The sequence below is a fragment of the Pseudomonas sp. G(2018) genome, from assembly GCF_005502415.1.
GTDB lineage: Bacteria > Pseudomonadota > Gammaproteobacteria > Pseudomonadales > Pseudomonadaceae > Aquipseudomonas.
This window is the reverse complement of sequence record NZ_SCOO01000091.1, coordinates 1-1,216: the sequence shown is the minus strand read 5'-3', so window position 1 is coordinate 1,216 and position 1,216 is coordinate 1. Positions and strand designations below refer to the sequence as shown.

The following is a 1,216-nucleotide window of genomic DNA, read 5'->3' as shown; positions in this document are numbered from 1 at the left end:
TTCGCCTGCCAGTAGCCGGTATGCGTACAGGCTTGGCCGCTGAAGCAGATCGGTCTTTTGAGGTGGTCGATCTCTATAAATGCCGAGGAACCCGGCATGGGCCGTCCGGTGGCAGGCTCGAGCAGTTTGGCCTTGGCCAGTTGATGAATCAGTGCTTCGCCGGGTTTTTCGGGTGGCACGTTGGCCTGGCGTTCTTCGAGCCATTGCAGCTTGCCGTCCCAGGCGGGCAGTTTGGCGGGTGGCAGCGGGACGATTTCGTTGATTTCGGGGACTTTGGGATTGGCGTAGGAGTAGCCCGAGAGGATTTTCCAGATTTTTTCGTAGCGATCAGCGCGTTCGAGGTCTTCCTGTTGACCGAGGTAGTGCAGTCGGTTGTCTGGTTTTGGACCACGGAAACCTTTACTCAAAAAAGACGCCGAAGTACTGTCTCCGGCTGCAGCTCCGAGTTGGAATGCTTCAAGTGCTTCCTGATACTGCCCTGCTTCAGACAAGTAAACACCGAGGACAGTTGCTGCCTCCCCATTTTTTTGCTCGGCGGCGCAACGATACATTTGGACCGCAGTTTTTGGGGCAATATCGATTGGTTCGAGCTTGTCACCCACATAGTATTGGGCTAGTGCGTTACCTTCATCAGCGGCTTTTCGGTAATAACGCAGGGCCATTAAACGATCCTGCTGCAAACCCGCCGCGCCGTGTTCCAGATAAATGCCGACAAAGTAATATCCCGTCGCCACGCCCGCGTTGATCAGTTGCTCACTCATGCGCAAATGCTCTTCACCGCGGACCTTGAAAGTACCCCGCATAGCTCCGTTTTGCAGGTTGATATTGGCCTTGTAGTGGCCGTTCTCACTGGCGATGCGGTATAGACGTTCAATCTCTGCATCGACAGTCTTGTCCTGTTTGAGTTGGTTGTTTTTTTGCAACCAGCGCGCGTATTGGAACAACACATCGGCCTCGGTGGATGGAGCCGGAATCTGCTCATGCGCACAGGTAAAGGCCATGCTGGCCTTGATGTCGGATAAAGGATTCAAGGGCGTTTCCTTGGTCGAATTAGAAGAAGGGCTACCGCTATCGCAGGCGACCAACAGCAGATAGCAGAGCAGCAAGATCCGGCGCATCAGTCGAGGTCCGACAGGGTGGGTTCAGGCTTCACCGAGGAGCCTCCATTCAATGTTTTCTTCTTCGATGGTCACCCGGTCGGCGAGCAGGAATCGGC

1 protein-coding gene is annotated in these 1,216 nt (G+C 54.7%); it reads right to left on the bottom strand.

Translation table 11 applies throughout. From position 1 onward, the window contains the following. Positions 1-1,118: sel1 repeat family protein (locus FFS64_RS31180; RefSeq protein ID WP_256660590.1), on the bottom strand; the 1,118-nt coding region annotated here is incomplete at its 3' end. Positions 1,119-1,216: the final 98 nt, after the last annotated feature.